The sequence below is a fragment of the Aminivibrio sp. genome (genome assembly GCF_016756745.1).
Taxonomy (GTDB): domain Bacteria; phylum Synergistota; class Synergistia; order Synergistales; family Aminobacteriaceae; genus Aminivibrio.
Window position 1 is genome coordinate 13805 of sequence record NZ_JAESIH010000048.1, and the last position, 14455, is coordinate 28259.

A 14455-nucleotide genomic window follows, 5' to 3' on the forward strand; every position below is an offset into this window, starting at 1 on the left:
GATCCTCCCGTCGCTTCGCTCCTCAGGATGACAACAAAATCCCCGTTGGGGACGACTAGCCTGCGACTATTCTACCTCAAAAAGTCCACCAGGGTAGGCTGGACGATCTTGGCAATGACGGCCAGGCTTGACTGGTAGACGGCCTGGGCCATGGCGAACTTGGTGCTGGTTTCGGCCATGTCGATGTCCGAGACCTTGCTGTACAGATCGGTGATGTAGATGTTGTTCTGCTTGAAGCGGGCCTGGTTGTTCTGGTATCGATTGAGCAGCGCCCCCTGGGAGGTGCGGCACTTGAGCAGGGTGTCGATGAACTGGTCGATCTGGCCGAGCATGATGTTGCTCAGGCCTTCCCTGTCCTCCGCCTTGACGGAGTTGACCAGGTTGTCCAGCACGCCGAAGAAGTCCGTTTTCCGGTTGTCGGAGGCCGTCCGGACCACCACGTTCTGGTTGTACCGCGCCGAGGGGGACCCGGCGCGGGAGGGCATGGCCGTGACGGTGCCGGTGAGGGCGCCCTGAGCGCTGCCGCTGACTTCGACGGAGTATCCCCGGGGGGAGGAGAGCACCAGGTAGCGGGCTCCCCCGTCGTCCGCGATGGCGGCCTTGACGTCCCGGCCCTGGAAGCGGGCGTTGACTGCGGCGGCTACGTCCTCGATGTCGATGGCGCCGGAGTCGTTGCTGTCGAAGATGGCGTTCAGGTCGATTGTGTGGGAGTACCCGTCCACCGAGATGGTGAGCAGGTCGCCCGCCGCGGGCGCCCAGGCGGAGACGTCCGCGTCGCCCCGGAGGGCGTTGTCCGTCTGCAGGACCGCCGAGGCCGCGTCCCCTTCCACGTCGTACATGGAGATCGGGGAGCCGTCACGGGCGGCGATGCTGATCAGGGCGTTCGATCCCGCCGCGGGAAGCTCGGGGTCGAAGTAGTTCACGTCGAGCCAGCTTCCGGCCGCGCTTCGGATCTTGTCGGCGATGATTTTCGGCGTATCTCCGGCGGATACGGCCACGTCCACGGTCCGGCCGAAGGATTCGATGCGGATGGTGCCCGCGCCCGAAGTGCTGTCGTCCGGGATGGGGGCGCTGGTGATCCCTGAGGATATGCCCATCTGCACGGCCATGCCGGCGGTGTAGGACGGCGAGAATGATGGGTCGGAGATGGGGAGGTCCACTATCCGGAGGGATTCCCCGTTTTTGGCGTAGAGGGAGACCCGGCCCGCCGCCCCGTCGAGGACGGTGTACCCGAGGAGTTCTTCCCCCGCCGCATCGTTGACCTGCGTCACGATCTGTTCCATGACCTTCGCCTGGTCCACCTTGGGGGGCGTGGATGACATGATGTCGTCGGGATAGAGCTTCACGGTGAAGTCTTCGCCCCCCACGGTGACCCGGACGAGGGCCGCCATGTTGGGGTCCACGCAGGGGATGGAGGGGAAGACGGTGTCGACGCCGGTGTCGTTCCTGCTCTGGACTGCCGTGGAAAAGCCCAGGTCCAGGGCGTATCCTGCGGTGTTCTTGTCGAAGACCACCAGGGGTTCGTTGGCCGTGGGGCGGAGGATGAGGCGCCTGGTCAGTTCCTCCAGGCTGCCGGAGGTGCCGAGGCCGGCTTCGGCGTGGTCTTCCTGCACCACCACTTCGAGCCAGTTGCCCGCCACCTGGCGGATGCGCTCCGCAAGTTCGTCGATGGTGAGGTTGACGCCGCCGTTGATCTTGAGTTCGGCTGAGTTCCGGCCGCTTTCGAACCGGAGGTGGAGGTCGTTCCCTATGGGGATGAGCTCCCCGTCGCCGAACTGGCGGCTCTTGAGGGAGGTTTCCATGCCGATGAGGGAGGCAAAGTCGATGTGGCTGTGGTCCACGGGGCGCTCCTCTTCCGCCGATGTCACGGTAACCGTATCCTCGGCGGAAGAGGAGAAGAGTTCCCTGGCGGCCCCGGTAAGTTCCATGCTGAACTGCTTTCCCGGATCGGCGGCCGTGACGACGAGCCTGTCGCCGTCGGCGGAGACCCGGGCGGCGATACCGAGAACGGTGGTGAGTTTGCCCGCTATGGTGTCCAGGGTGTCCGTTCCGTCGACGGTAAAGGTGACGTCCTCGCCCTGCTGGAAGAACACCCGGATGGTACCGTCGGCGGGAGTCCACGCCGATGCGTCGAGGCCGAGGATGGTCTGGGGCTCCGGCACCCGGTCGGTGTCGGGCCACCCGGTCACCTGGATGGGTTCTCCCGTGTGGCTGGTGAAGACGAGCCGCTGGGTTCCGGCGTTCATGTCCTTCTCCACCGAGACGGAGAGCAGGCGGTCGGCGTCCCCCATGTTCAGGCTCTCGTTGATCAGCTCGGCGATCCGGTCGAGGGTGAGGCCGTTGAGTTCGCCGGAGTCACGGAACCGGTTGTAGTCGGTAAGGTCGTCGATGCCGTTGATGTTTTCGTCGGTCCAGTCTTCCGAGAGGCGGACCTTGACGCTCCGGCTGCCTACGGAGATCTGGAGAATTTCGTCCCGGCCCGTCCAGGCGAAGTCGAGGGGGATCTCCACGCTGGTGAGGGTGTTGGAGGCGTACTCCACCGGGAAGACCTCCCTCCCGTGGAAGGACACGTCGCCGATGACGCCCTTTTCCATTTCGTAGCTTACCTTGCCGGTGTTGCCGCTGTAGACGACATTTCCGGAGGCGTCCCGCTCGAAGGGGCGGACGCCGGTGGACAGGCCGGAGAGAAGGTACCTGCCCTCCACGGAGTAGTTGGCCGTGTTGCGGAGCTCTTCCTGGAGTTCGCTGATTTCCGCCGCGATGGCTTCGGTCTCGCCCGGACCGAGGGCGCCGTTGCCGGCATAGATGGTGAGCTCCCTGATGCGGTGGGCGATGTCCATCATCTGGTTGAAGGCCGTGTCGGTATTGGAGAGCCACGCGATGGCGTCGTCCTGGTTGCGGATGTACTGGCCGTTTTCCAGTATGGAGGTCTGGAGGGAAAGCTCCCGGACCACGTCTATGGGGTTGTCCGACGGGCGGGAATGCTTCTTGCCCGTGGCGAGCTGGTGCTGGTATTCGAGCAGCCGGGACAGGTTGTTGTGCATGTCCGACAGCATAAGGTTCTGGATCATGGGGTTGCTGACGCGCTGCATGGTTCTCCCTCCCCTAGCGGCCCACGATGCCCATGCCGTTGATGATCCGGTCGAGCATCTCGTCCACGGTGGTGATGTACCTGGCAATGGCGTTGAAGGCCTGCTGGAACTTGATGATGTCCATCATCTCTTCGTCGATGTTGACCCCCATGACCGACTGGCGCTGGTTGTTGATCTGGTTGATGAGGGCGTTCTGGTTTTTCAGCATGGTGTTCGCCCGGTCGCCCTGGGCGCCGAGGCTCGCGATGAAGGACTCGTAGAACTCGTTGAAATCAGCGCTTCGGCCCTGGAGGACCTTGGTCTGCTTGAGCCGGGCCATGCGGAGGGCGTTGCTGCCGTCCCCGGAGCCGTTGGAGAAGCCGTGCCCGTCGCCCGATGCGGCGGCGATGAGGCTGCGGTCCTCGTCGATCGCCCTGTTGATTTCAAGCAGCCGGCTTGCGCCGTACTGGACCGCTATGGGGTTGAAGTAGGCTGTTCCTGTGGTCGTTTCGCTCTCGCCCACTCCGTAGCCGCCGTAGTGAAGGGCGTTCATCTCCTTGACGAGGCCGTAGGCCATTTCGTCCAGGACGTCGAGGAAATCGAGGATGATGTCGTCCCGGGCCTCGAGGGCACCCCTGACGGCCCCTCCCTTGACGTGGTGGCGCACGGTGATGTCCGATTCGCCCACGGCCCGAAGTTCCATCCGTATGCCGGGAGAGACTTCCTCGAGGGTGCCCGCGGAGTAGTCGTTCAGGACGGGAACCCTTCGGGCGTTCCGCACCATGTTGCTCTCGGAAAGATAGAGCCTGCCGTCGAAGGTGAAGGCGGCGTCCCGGGCATATTCCCTGTAGTTCGTGCTGCCGTCGCCGTTGAGGAAGCCGAGGCGCTTCGCGATCTGGAGGCTGCCGTTTTTGTCCCCGAGGACGTTGATGCGGTGGGCTTCGCCTGCCGCATTGCTTTCGAGGGTCAGGAAGTAGGTGTTGGTGGCGTCGTCGAGCTCGATGGACGCATGGAGCCAGTTCTCGGGCCTGGAGAGGCCGTTTGAGCCGTCGGAAAAGGCGCTGTTGATCTTGTTCTTTATGGTCTCCAGGGTATCCTCCTCCACCACTTCGATGGAAACGGAAGGAGCGGAGTTTTCCATGCCGAGGGCCGACACGAGGCCGCCCTTGGTGTCCGTTATGGAGAGAAGGTGGTTCAGGGCGCTGGAAAAGGTCATCTGGGTGCCCGCGCCGTTGAGGGTGACGCTGATCTCGCCGCCGAAACTTGTGGTAAGGAACCCCCGGAGGTCGGTGAGGGTAAGGTCGGAGGCGGCGGACGACGCGGTATTGACGCCGTCGGAGAGATCCCACGTACCGGTTCCGGTGTTCCACGTCACGGAGATTTCTCGTTCGAAGGATCCGGCGGACACCCTGAAGGAGTGGCTTTCCCCGGGAATGCCGGCGGGGAGGGCTGTGCCCCCGGTCAGAACGGAGGAGACGGACCTGGTGCCCTGGCTTCCCACCTGGAGGGTGAAGGTGCCCCTGAGGTTGAGGGCCTCCGTCATGGTCTCGGGCTTGATCCGGTCGGGGCAGGCGGACTCGCCGTAGCCCACGGACCAGGCGGATTCGGAGGCGAGCCGCCGGACGTTCACCGTGTGGATGGCCTCGGGCGCCCCCTGCTCGAGAGTGGCGAAGAGCACCGACGGGTCGGAGACGTGGTCGAAGAGGTTGTCCTCCACCTGCACGTCGAAGAAGCCGGTGTTTCCCGCCACGGGAACGGCGACAAGATGCCTGGTCTGGTCGCCCTGGACGAGGAGCTTGCCGCCGAGGTCGATTTTGAATTCCCCGTCCCCTTCGAGGCAGGGAGGATTTACCGTGATGTCGATGAGTTTCGAGAGCTTGTCCACCAGCAGGTCCCGCTTGTCCATGAGGTCGTTGGGGTTGCCCCCCACGCCCTGGACCTGCTTTATGGTGGTGTTGATGCCGGCGATCTGGTCGATGAGGGTGTTGGCATCGTCCACCATGAGTTTTATGTCCCTGTTGAGGGCGGTGCGGTATTCGTCGTAGTTCCTGACGAGCTGGCCGAGGTAGACGGTGAGGTTCTTGGTCTTTTCCACCATGTCCTCCCGGACGGCGGAGTCGTCGGGCCTCTTGCTGAGTTCCTGGAGGCTCGACCAGTACGTGTCCAGGGCGGTTTTCAGTCCCTCCCCAGCAGGTTCGTTGACGTAGACTTCCACCGTGGAAAGGGCGTTCTGGATCTGTTCCCAGTATCCCTGGACGGTCATTTCTTCCCTGTACTGGATGTCGAGAAAGGCGTCCCGGAGGCGGACGATGGCGTCGATCTGCACGCCCGTGCCGACCTGCCCCGGAATGTCGGGCCTGTTGAAGGCCGGGTTGGCGAAGGGACTCGTGGTGGACGCCTCGACCCGCTGGCGGGAGTATCCCTCCACGTCGGCGTTGGAGATGTTGTGCCCGGCCGTTTCCATGCCGCGGCGGAAATAGTCCATGGCACGCCGTCCCATTTCAAGTCCGAAGAGACTGTTCCACATGGCCGTTTGCCCTCCTAACCCCGAAAATCCACTCCCGGCCGGGAGGGGTATATTCCCTGAAGCCGTCTCCATTCGGCGATCATCATGCCGCCGAGGCGCTGGTTTTCATCCACAAGGCCCGCCAGAATCTGCATCTCCGACTGGAGCTTCCGGACGACGAGCTCCAACCCGGCGGCTGTTTGTTTCAGGGAGGCCGCGTCGTCCCCCCGGAGGCGTTCACAGATGGAGGAAACCTTGGGCTCGCAGCCGAGCTGGGCGGCCAGTTCCGACGCCATTTTGCCCCTCTGGTTTTCGAGGGCTTCGGCGGAAAAGCCGAGGTTCTGCAGCTCCCGGAAGAGGTCCTGTAATAATTCGAGGCGCCCGTTCTGGAGCGCCTCTCGTTGCTGTACGGTGACATCCGCAAGAGCCCGCAGCGTTTCTGCCTGCCGGGCAAGCACGGCGCCCAGGGCAGCGGGAGAAGCCACCGTCATTCCTCCTCGTTCAGCAGGCCGGCGACGATGAGGCTGCGGGCGATCTTCTCGAGGTCGGGAGCGTAGGTCCCTTCCTGGATCTGCTTTCTGAAGCCTTCGACAAGGTCTTCGCGGACGTCGGGAATTTTCTTCAGCTCGGCGGAAACCTTTGAGAGTTCCACGGCGAAGGAGCTGAATTCCACACCGTCCCTGCCTCCCTCTCCGGATACCGACTGCCGGTTTTTCTTGATGTTGGTCTCGTTCACTGCTTTCGGTCCGTATACTCCAGGAATCTTCTCAATCATGTCGATCACCCCGTACAGGAGAAACTTTTCTCTTCACAATGGTTATCGGATAACAACCTTTCAGGCTTTAGGGGCAATGGTCCACGCCAGGGCAAGAACCGCCCTTCCTCCTCCCCTGGCCACGGCTTCGGCGGCCCGGAGCAGGGTAGTTCCCGTGGTGGAGACGTCGTCCACGATCACGGCTTCCTTTCCCGCAAGCTCCTTTCCCCGGGGGAGGATGGCTCCGGCGGGCATCCGCCTCCGCTCCTCTTCCTCCAGGGATGTCTGGGCTGCCCGGAGGCCGTTCCACTGCAGGCCGTCCGCCACGGGCACGCCCCATTCCCGGGAAATACCCTCGGCGAGGGCCCGGGACTGGTTGTATCCCCTTCCGCTGTCGGCGTGGAGAGGTACGGGAACAAGGATATGGCAGGAGGGCTTCGGGAAGATCCTGCCGAGGGCGCGGCCCATGGCGACTCCGAGGGGACGGTTGCGGCCGTATTTGAGCTCAAGGACGAGGTCCCGGAGGACCCCTTCGTGGATTCCTCCCGCCTCGATGGTCAGGGGGCCGAGGTCCGCCGGCAGGGGCGGCGCCATCAGGGGAAGAAGACAGGTGACGCAGGCGGGCACACCGAGGGCCCCGCAGAAGGGGCAGGCGGACGGCCAGAGAAGATGGGTTCCGAAGCGGAGAACCGCCTCAGGAATACTCAATGGGCCTCCGGAGAAGCATGAGCGCCCCTTCCTTCTGTACGAACCCGTTGGGGGTGAGGAAGGAAGCGAGTTCGCTTGTGTAGGTGATGATAAGGGGAATGTGCTTGATCGCCGGGTGGCCGAGGGCGTAATCCAGCAGCGAGGTGCCCACCTTCTTTCCCTGGTGGTCCGGGTGGACCATGATGTCCCAGAGGGAAGCCCGGTAGATGAAGTCGGTGAGTATCCGGCAGAAAGCCACGAGGAGGTCGTCGTGCCGGACGCTGAAGCACATGGAGGTACCTTCGAGCATCCGGGCGATGTCGTCCAGAGACCGGCTCTTTCCCCACCGGGTGAAGCGGTAGAGGTTCGCCAGCTCCTCCGGGGAGACGGCGTGCTTGCTGTCGTAAAAGAAGTACCCGCCGTTCATGGCCTGTTCTCGTCACCATGGCGGCCGGCAAGGGCCATGCCGCACACTATTTTCCGCAGGTCGGTCTTCCGGGCGTCCGACGAGACGGGAAGCTGCACCACCTGGCCGGTGCCGCAGCACGGGCAGATCCAGGTAGTCCTCGCCATGCCGTCGGCGTCAGGGGTTCCCGCAATGACCTTCAATTCTCCGCAAACCTGGCACGCCACGATAAGTATTTTTTCAGCCTCCATCCTTCACTGTTCCTCCGCCGGGCGAAGATTGAGTGTCACCCGGACGGGACCTTCCGTATATATGTCCTCCGCAGCCGTGACCTCCACCGTGAGCTTCGACTCCGCTTTCCTGATGGTTTCCACCGCCTCGAAAAAGGCCGTGGCGTCAAGGGCGCCGACCTTCCCGGTGACGGGGTCCGGCTTGATGGAATCCTGGACGGCCTTTCTGTTCACCATCCGCAGGATGAGGTGGAGCTCGGCCTCGGCGTTCTCCCTGACCGCCCCGGGATCCACGGTCCGGACGTAGAGGACGTCGCCCTTCCGGTAGACGAGTTCGCTGTCGCTGACCTCGTAGGTTATCTTTATATCCTCGCCGAACACGGCGTTGGCCTCCGCCACGGTCCGGACAAATTTGCGGGTCTGCTGTTCCGTGCAGGAGGCGATTTTTTCCATCTCCTTTTCGATGTCCACGGCGAGGACGATCTCGGAGGGGCTCAGACCCGTCCGGGCCGCGATGACGTATTCCGCCCGGCGCCGCAGATCCTGGAAGATCTGCTCAACCTCCGACCGGTCGCTCATGGGTTCCACCGCCATCTGGCCGAGGATCTCCTTGGCGAAGACCGCGATGCGGCCGCTTCGTATCTGGATGAGGCCCTTCCGCAGCTCCTCCGCCTCGCGCCTGAGTTCCTCCACGGAGGCGCTGAGGACTTTTTTTTCCTCTTCGAGCTGGTCCCTCTCTTTCTGAGTGGTGGAAAGGCTCTGCCGGATTTCCTCGAGAAGAGGCTGGGCGGTGGCGAGTTCGTTCTGGACGGAGAGGAGTTTCTCCTCCTGCTCCTTGAGGCGCTTTTCGCTGTCCAGGAGGTTGATGGCCATGAGCTGGGATTCGCTCCGGCTTTCCTGGAGCTCCCTTGTGAGGGACTGGAGCTGTCCCCGGATGAATTTCATGCTGAAGAGGGCGGTGCGGACGTTTTCCGATATGACGGTCATGGTGATCAGGACGGCGATGGAGATGAACATTCCCGTGACGGCGGTGATGAGACGGCTGGTGTCCCGGGGCCGGAGCCCGAAGAGGGAGATCCGTTTTTTCCCTATGCGCATCCCGAGGACGTCGCCGAGGTACGCAAGAACGCCGCTGAGTACGATCAGCGTGAGTATGAGCCTCCAGTTCATGTCGGACCAGAGTTGAAGCTGCATGGCGATCCTCCCCGTCGTTCCGGCTTATCCGCTTTTCGGAGCAGGAGAGACCCCGAAATAAACGGACGATGTGCCTATTATAGACGAGTCTCCCGGAATGGGCCACGAATTTTCACCGATTTTTCAGGGGGAAGGGGCGAGATGGGGGCTTGGGGGCTTGGGGGCTTGGGGCGTGTGTTTTGTCATCCTGAGGAGCCGAAGGCGACGAAGGATCTCGGGGGGCAGCCTTAAAAAAACACGAGATCCTTCGGGCGAAGAGACGTACCCTCAGGATGACAGAGTGACAGAAAACCGGGGCTCATCCTGAACGGAGCGATCGCGCTCCCATAGCATCCAGAGCGAAGCGGGGAAAGCATCCCCGAAGGGGAGAGATCTCGGGTTTTCGGGTTTCCGCTCTTCAGGATCAAGGACGGATCTTTCGCTTCGCTCAGGATGACAACCAAAGCAGAGCTCCGTTCAGGATGACAACCAAAGCAGAGCTCCGTTCGGGACGACAAAAACATGGCATCAGAGGAGGTCCGGGAAGGGGCACGCCGCGATGGCCAGGGCAATTTCTTCCGCCGAGTGGAATTCTCCGGAATTCATGCCGGGGCAGATCCGGGCCGCCTCGTCCCAGGCCTCCCGGGAGGCGAGGAGAACGGGCCAGAAGGGAAAGAGGCTGCACTGAAGGGGACGGACAGGATAGATCCGGCACAGGTTTGTTTCCCCGTCATGGAAGACGCATTCGCCCCCCTGTTTTTCCTTCAGGCTCGGGGCCCGCCACTTGCCGGTGACATAGCGGTTCCTGAACTCTTCGGTCCCGGCGCCGAGAAAGGCGGCCATGGCGGCCTCCTCTTCCGGGGTGAAATAGATGGCTCCCGGTTCGCCCCGGCAACACCTGCCGCATTCGAGGCATGTGAACCGCAAGCCTTCTTCCCACCACATCTAGGAGAGACTTCCTTTCTCTTTTTCCTTTCCCTCCAGGTGAGGAACGAGGGATTCGTAGAGCATTTTCCACATGCCCGTACCGCCGCTGCGGGCAAGATATTCAGAGGACATTTCCACGGAGAGGTCTTCCAGGGGGCCGAAGGGCCGGTCCCGGTCCTCCCTTCCGCCGAACTTCCTGGCGTTGGAGACCATTTTTTTCCAGAGTTCCGCCAGGAGGATGGATTCGAACTCCTGGCAGGCATCACGGAGCCTTTCGTGCTCCTTTTTTGCCTTTACGTCGTCAGGCGCCTGCGACGGACGGGAGGAGAGGGTCGCCGCAGCGAGGGGGTGGAAGAGAGCCACGGTTACATCACCACCAGTTCGCCGTGGAGCGCGCCTGCCTCTTTCACCGCCTGGAGGATTGCGATGACGTCCCTCGGGGAGGCCCCAACCGAGTTGAGGGCGTCCACCAGTTCCTTTACGGTGCTCGTGGAGTCGAGGGCGATGAGCTGGGCCGGGCTTTCCTGGGCCTGGATGTCGGTGCGGGGCTGAACGGCGGTCCGCCCGCGGCCGAATTGCTGGGGCTGGACCACTTCGGGGCTTTCTGTGACCTGGACGGTGAGGTTGCCGTGGGCCACGGCGACGGAGCTTATTTTCACGTCCCCGCCCATGACCACGGTTCCGGTCCGTTCGTTCACCGCCACCCTGGCAACGCTGTCGGGCCGGAGGGACAGTCCCTCGATCCGGGCGAGGAAAGCCGCCGGCGAGGATGCGTACTGGGGAGGCACGTTGACGGCCACCCGCCCGGCATCCACTGCCACGGCCACCGCGCCGAAGGCGCTGTTGATGGCCCGGGCCATCCGGTCGGAGGTGGTGAAATCGGGGGCACGGAGCAGGAGGTTCACTTGCCTGCCCATTGTGGTGAAGTCGGTCCGGACGTCCCGTTCGACGATGGCGCCGCCGGGGACGCGCCCCACAGTGACCACGTTCTTCGACAACGAGCCCGCCGCGCCGCCTGCGGCGAATCCGCCCACCATGACGGGACCCTGGGCCACGGCATACACTCCTCCGTCTGCTCCCTTGAGGGGAACCTGGAGGAGGGTGCCGCCCTGGAGACTCTTGGCGTCGCCCATGGTGCTCACGGTGACGTCGATCTTCTGCCCGGGCCTGGCGAAGGCGGGAAGGTCGGCTGTAATGGTGACCACCGCCACGTTCTTGCTCTTCACGGCCTTGTCGTTCAGGGTGACCCCGAACTGGCTCATGAGATTCCGGATCATCTGGGTGGCCATGGTCCCCTTGTCGCCCGTGCCCTGAAGGCCCATGACGATGCCGACGCCCACGAGCTGGTTCGACCGCACGCCTTCCACGTCGGCGAGGTCCTTGATCCTCACGGTGGGGTGTATTTCGGCCCCCAATGCGGCCGGGGCCGCCAGGAGAAAGAAGAGTACGGCCGCTGCGATTTTGTTTTTTATGTTCTTCATGCCCTGCCCCTCCCTAGAAGATCGTCTGGAAGATCTGGGTCAGGATACCGGGCTTCTGGAGGCGGGTGAGCGCTCCCTTGCCCTTGATGCCGATCTCCGCGTTGGCGATCTTGTCGCTGGAAATCTGGTTGTAGCTGTCCACGTCCTGGGGACGGATGACCCCCACCACCTGGAGCTGGAGGGTTTCCTCGTGGGTGGCGATGTCCCTGGTGCCCTCGATGACGAGGTTGCCGTTGGGTAAAATGTCGGTGACGAGACAGGTGATCCGGCTCTGGGCAGTGTGGGTCCGTTCCGTGGATCCGTCGCCCTTCATGTCGCTCTTCGAGCTGAAGCCGAAGGCCTTGATGAAGTCGAAGATACCCACTCCGTCGGCTACGCTGCTGTCGTTCGATTTGGATACGTCCGTCTTCCCCTCGTCCTTGGTCCTGGTTCTCTCGTTCACCACCACGGTGACGATATCGCCCACGCCGGTGGGCCGCCGGTCGCCCACCAAGTTGGACCGGTCGTCCCATAGGGAGCGGGCCGGGGCCGGGCCGGGGAACATCCCGGTCAGAAGAATCACCGCCGCTGCCGCAAGAAGTATCTTTTTCACTCTGTCTGCACCTCCACATGTCCGGGCGCTGTCGCCACCGCCTGGATGACCTTTCTGCTCTGCAGGTTCCGGACCCGGATGGTATCTCCCTCACATCCGGCATCAAGGGCCTCTCCCCGGACTTCAATACGGAACCCCGTTTTTCTGACGGAGATGATCACGGGATCCCCTCTTTGAATTATCGGCGCTGAGGACAATAAGTTGAGGGCCACCGGCTCCCCGGCGGAAAGATTTCGCCGGACCACGGCGCCGAGGACTTCCTCCACCGACGATGCCAGGGGAGTCGACCGGAGAACCCTGACCGTCCGGACCGTCACGTCGTCTCTGTCAAGAACCTTTCCCCGCTCCACGGGGCGGGCGGCCACCACGGCCGGGCGGCTCCAGGCCAGTCTCACCGCCAGGGAGCGCTCCGTTCCCGACCCGTCGTCGTATTTCAGCGTGACCGACCCGGTTCCCGGGGCGACGGAGGGCGGCCCGGCGGGAATTCCGGGAGGTACGGGGCCGATGGGTTCCGCCTCCACCTGCCATTTCCACCCTGAAAGCCTTTTGATGACCGCGGAGAGAGACTCGTCCAGGGAAACCGAAACTTCCGGGGGCATGATGAGCTTGAGCCGGATGCCCCCGATCCCCTGGTTTGTCATGGCGGCCAGGATGGCGTCCCGGGTGAGGATACCGTTTCGGGGGACGGTGATTTTCACGGAACCCGCCTTCCGGACGAGGTCCGGGTCGCCGGTGAGAAGGGCCGCTTCGGAGAGGGGGAAGGGGTCGGAGGTTACGGCAGCGGTCGCCCCCATTTCCAGGACGAGGTCGGCGGCGGAAACTGGAGCGGCGGTAAAAGCCAGCAGGAAGACGGCGGCCAGGAGGTGAAAAAAAAGGCGGGATCGGAGAGCATCCCGCATTTCTTTCTTTTTCCCTTTCACGGCGGCGGCTACCTCTTCAGGCCGTTGGCTATGCGGAGCAGTTCGTCCGCCGTCTGCACGCCCTTGGAGTTGGCCTCGTAGGCTCTCTGGGCAATGATGAGGGAGACCATTTCTTCCACCACCTGGACGTTGGACATTTCGAGGACTCCCTGGTGAAGCAGGCCGATGCCCTCGTCTCCGGGAAGGCCCTCGATGGGAGCACCGCTGGCGGGGGACTCGAGGAAGAGGTTCTTCCCCATGGCCCTCAATCCGCCGGGATTGACGAACCGGGTCAGCTCGATCTGGCCTATTTCCTCCGCTTCTTCCTGGCCGGCGATGCGCGCCGTGACGAGTCCCTCGGGGCTGATCATAATCTCGGTGGCGTCCTCGGGGATGACGACGGCCGGTTCGAGAAGAAGGCCGTCCTCGTTGACCACCTGGCCGTCTGCGTCGACATTCCAGTTGCCCGCCCGGGTGTAGGCGATTTCACCGTCGGGAAGGAGCACCCGGAAGAACCCGTCTCCTTCGATGGTTACGTCCAGGGGCTGCTCGGTGACCTGGAGGTTTCCCTGGCCCATGTAGCGGGAGGTTCCCACCACCCGGGTTCCGAGCCCCACCTGGACGCCGTTGGGCACCATTGATGCGGGCTCCACGGGAGCGCCCGGCTCCCGGTTGATCTGGTACAGGAGATCGGCGAAGTCCGCCCGTTCTCTCTTGAATCCGGCGGTGTTCACGTTGGCCAGGTTGTTGGTCGTGACGTCCAGGTTGGTTTGCTGGGCGATCATTCCGCTTGCGCTTGTCCACAGGGATCTGAGCATGAGATTCTCCCTCCCGCTAGCTGGTCCTGCCGAAGGACGTGATCAGCTTGCCTGTAAGTTCATCGTGGGTCATGAGGGTCTTGGACGACGCCTCGTAGGCCCTCTGGGCCTCCACCATCCGTACCATCTCCTCCACTACGTTGACGTTCGACATCTCCAGCGCCCCGGCCTCGAGCCGGATCCCCTCGGCCTCGAGAGGTGCCGGATTTCCTGAATTTTCCGTGGCGGCCAGGGTGGTCCGGCCCGCCTGGCGGAGGTAGGTAGGATTGGGAAAGGTCACCACCTGGAGCACGTCGATGACTTCCCCATCGGCCACGACCCGGCCTTCCCCGCTGATGGAGACTTTAGCCGCGTCGCCGAACTCCACCGGGCCGCCTTCGCCGAGCACGACCATCCCGTCATGGGTGACGAGCTGTCCCTCGGCGCTCCGCTGGAAATGGCCCGACCGGGTGTAGAAAAGGTTGCCCGCGCCGTCCTGAACGGTGAAATACCCCTCGCCCAGGATAGCGGCGTCGAGAGGGGCGTCGGTCACCTGGATGGCCCCCTCCTCGGTGCTCATGTAAGTTTCGGACATGACGTTCGCAAGGCTGAGATCGCCGATGAGGAACTTTCCCTTGAAGCCGAGCCTGAAGGGGGTGGCCACAAGCTTGACGGCACCGTCTTCGGAAGGCTTTTCCACACGATCCATAAGCACATCGGGGAAGGACTTGTTGACGGGGATACGTTTTCTGAACCCCGATGAGCTGACGTTTGCCAGGTTGTTGGCCGTCACGTCGTGCATGGTTTCCTGCACGATCATGGCTGAAGCGGCCGCATAAAGGCCTCGGTGCATGAAATTTCCCTCCCGGTGGGGCTTGCAACGGAGGCGGGTCCGCCGATCCTTCCGGATCAATCCGTCCCCGCCCGACCGC

General features: G+C 63.1%; 15 protein-coding genes. All 15 read right to left on the reverse strand.

From position 1 onward, the window contains the following. Positions 1-71: 71 nt before the first annotated feature. Positions 72-3092, reverse strand: a complete 3021-nt coding sequence (gene flgL, locus JMJ95_RS07265) for a flagellar hook-associated protein FlgL (protein WP_290684078.1) — start codon at positions 3090-3092, stop codon at positions 72-74. Between the two features lie 13 nt (positions 3093-3105). Further along, a complete protein-coding gene (flgK, locus tag JMJ95_RS07270; protein WP_290684080.1) occupies positions 3106-5598 on the reverse strand; it encodes a flagellar hook-associated protein FlgK in 2493 nt (830 codons plus the stop codon). Between the two features lie 14 nt (positions 5599-5612). Continuing rightward, positions 5613-6062, reverse strand: coding sequence for a flagellar export chaperone FlgN (flgN, locus tag JMJ95_RS07275; protein WP_290684082.1), 450 nt, complete (start codon positions 6060-6062; stop codon positions 5613-5615). Between the two features lie 2 nt (positions 6063-6064). Continuing rightward, the gene (flgM, locus tag JMJ95_RS07280) at positions 6065-6352 is read right to left on the reverse strand and encodes a flagellar biosynthesis anti-sigma factor FlgM (RefSeq protein ID WP_290684084.1); all 288 of its coding nucleotides are present in this window, start codon (positions 6350-6352) and stop codon (positions 6065-6067) included. 60 nt (positions 6353-6412) lie between these two features. After that, positions 6413-7039, reverse strand: a complete 627-nt coding sequence (locus tag JMJ95_RS07285; protein WP_290684086.1) for a ComF family protein — start codon at positions 7037-7039, stop codon at positions 6413-6415. Beyond that, positions 7026-7445 carry a GNAT family N-acetyltransferase gene (locus JMJ95_RS07290; RefSeq protein WP_290684088.1) on the reverse strand — a complete coding sequence of 140 codons (420 nt, stop codon included), beginning with the start codon at positions 7443-7445 and terminating at the stop codon, positions 7026-7028. Before JMJ95_RS07290 ends, JMJ95_RS07285 begins: the two co-directional genes overlap by 14 nt. After that, positions 7442-7675 carry an alcohol dehydrogenase gene (locus tag JMJ95_RS07295; protein WP_290684090.1) on the reverse strand — a complete coding sequence of 78 codons (234 nt, stop codon included), beginning with the start codon at positions 7673-7675 and terminating at the stop codon, positions 7442-7444. Before JMJ95_RS07295 ends, JMJ95_RS07290 begins: the two co-directional genes overlap by 4 nt. Before the next feature lie 3 nt (positions 7676-7678). Next, the gene (locus tag JMJ95_RS07300; RefSeq protein ID WP_290684092.1) at positions 7679-8848 is read right to left on the reverse strand and encodes a DUF3084 domain-containing protein; all 1170 of its coding nucleotides are present in this window, start codon (positions 8846-8848) and stop codon (positions 7679-7681) included. Positions 8849-9355: 507 nt separating this feature from the next. Beyond that, positions 9356-9772, reverse strand: coding sequence for a YkgJ family cysteine cluster protein (locus tag JMJ95_RS07305; RefSeq protein ID WP_290684094.1), 417 nt, complete (start codon positions 9770-9772; stop codon positions 9356-9358). Further along, positions 9773-10117, reverse strand: a complete 345-nt coding sequence (locus JMJ95_RS07310) for a hypothetical protein (RefSeq protein WP_290684096.1) — start codon at positions 10115-10117, stop codon at positions 9773-9775. Positions 10118-10119: 2 nt separating this feature from the next. Then, entirely contained in the window at positions 10120-11235 is a 1116-nt protein-coding gene (locus JMJ95_RS07315) for a flagellar basal body P-ring protein FlgI (RefSeq protein ID WP_290684098.1), read from the reverse strand. A gap of 13 nt (positions 11236-11248) precedes the next feature. After that, positions 11249-11827: a flagellar basal body L-ring protein FlgH gene (locus tag JMJ95_RS07320; RefSeq protein WP_290684100.1), complete on the reverse strand. Its 579-nt coding sequence runs from the start codon at positions 11825-11827 to the stop codon at positions 11249-11251. Continuing rightward, positions 11824-12747: a flagellar basal body P-ring formation chaperone FlgA gene (flgA, locus tag JMJ95_RS07325; protein ID WP_290684102.1), complete on the reverse strand. Its 924-nt coding sequence runs from the start codon at positions 12745-12747 to the stop codon at positions 11824-11826. The genes JMJ95_RS07320 and flgA overlap by 4 nt, the downstream gene beginning before the upstream one ends. A gap of 8 nt (positions 12748-12755) precedes the next feature. Beyond that, positions 12756-13544: a flagellar basal-body rod protein FlgG gene (gene flgG / locus JMJ95_RS07330; RefSeq protein ID WP_290684104.1), complete on the reverse strand. Its 789-nt coding sequence runs from the start codon at positions 13542-13544 to the stop codon at positions 12756-12758. Positions 13545-13560: 16 nt separating this feature from the next. Further along, positions 13561-14376, reverse strand: coding sequence for a flagellar hook-basal body protein (locus JMJ95_RS07335; protein WP_290684106.1), 816 nt, complete (start codon positions 14374-14376; stop codon positions 13561-13563). Positions 14377-14455 lie beyond the last annotated feature (79 nt).